The organism is Pseudomonas sp. AC463 (assembly GCF_979253585.1).
In genome coordinates this window covers 1-272 of sequence record NZ_CEEDDZ010000610.1, presented here as the reverse complement: position 1 = coordinate 272, position 272 = coordinate 1, and the positions used below count along the sequence as shown (strand labels likewise).

Here is a 272-nt window from a genome sequence, read left to right as displayed (position 1 = left end):
AACCCCACGCACGCGCATCCCGGCTGGAGCCGTGGCGCTGGCGGGCAACTTCAGCGGCATCTACCCCAAGGCCAGCCCCGGCGGCTGGCAGATCATCGGCGTCACGCCGCTGCAGATGTGGGATCTGAGCCGCGACGAACCGGCCCTGCTCCGCCCTGGCTACAAAGTGCGTTTCAAGGATGCCGGGCCATTGCCAGCCGGCGGTCTTCCTGCCCACGAACAGCCTGCAGCCCGCGAAGCGCCCAGTGGCGCCCATCTGGAAATTCTCACCC

General features: G+C 68.4%; 1 protein-coding gene. It reads left to right on the top strand.

The annotated features are described in order from the left end of the window. The coding region (locus AC0IYH_RS31655; protein ID WP_471838206.1) for a carboxyltransferase domain-containing protein at positions 1–272 on the top strand (272 nt) is incomplete at both ends.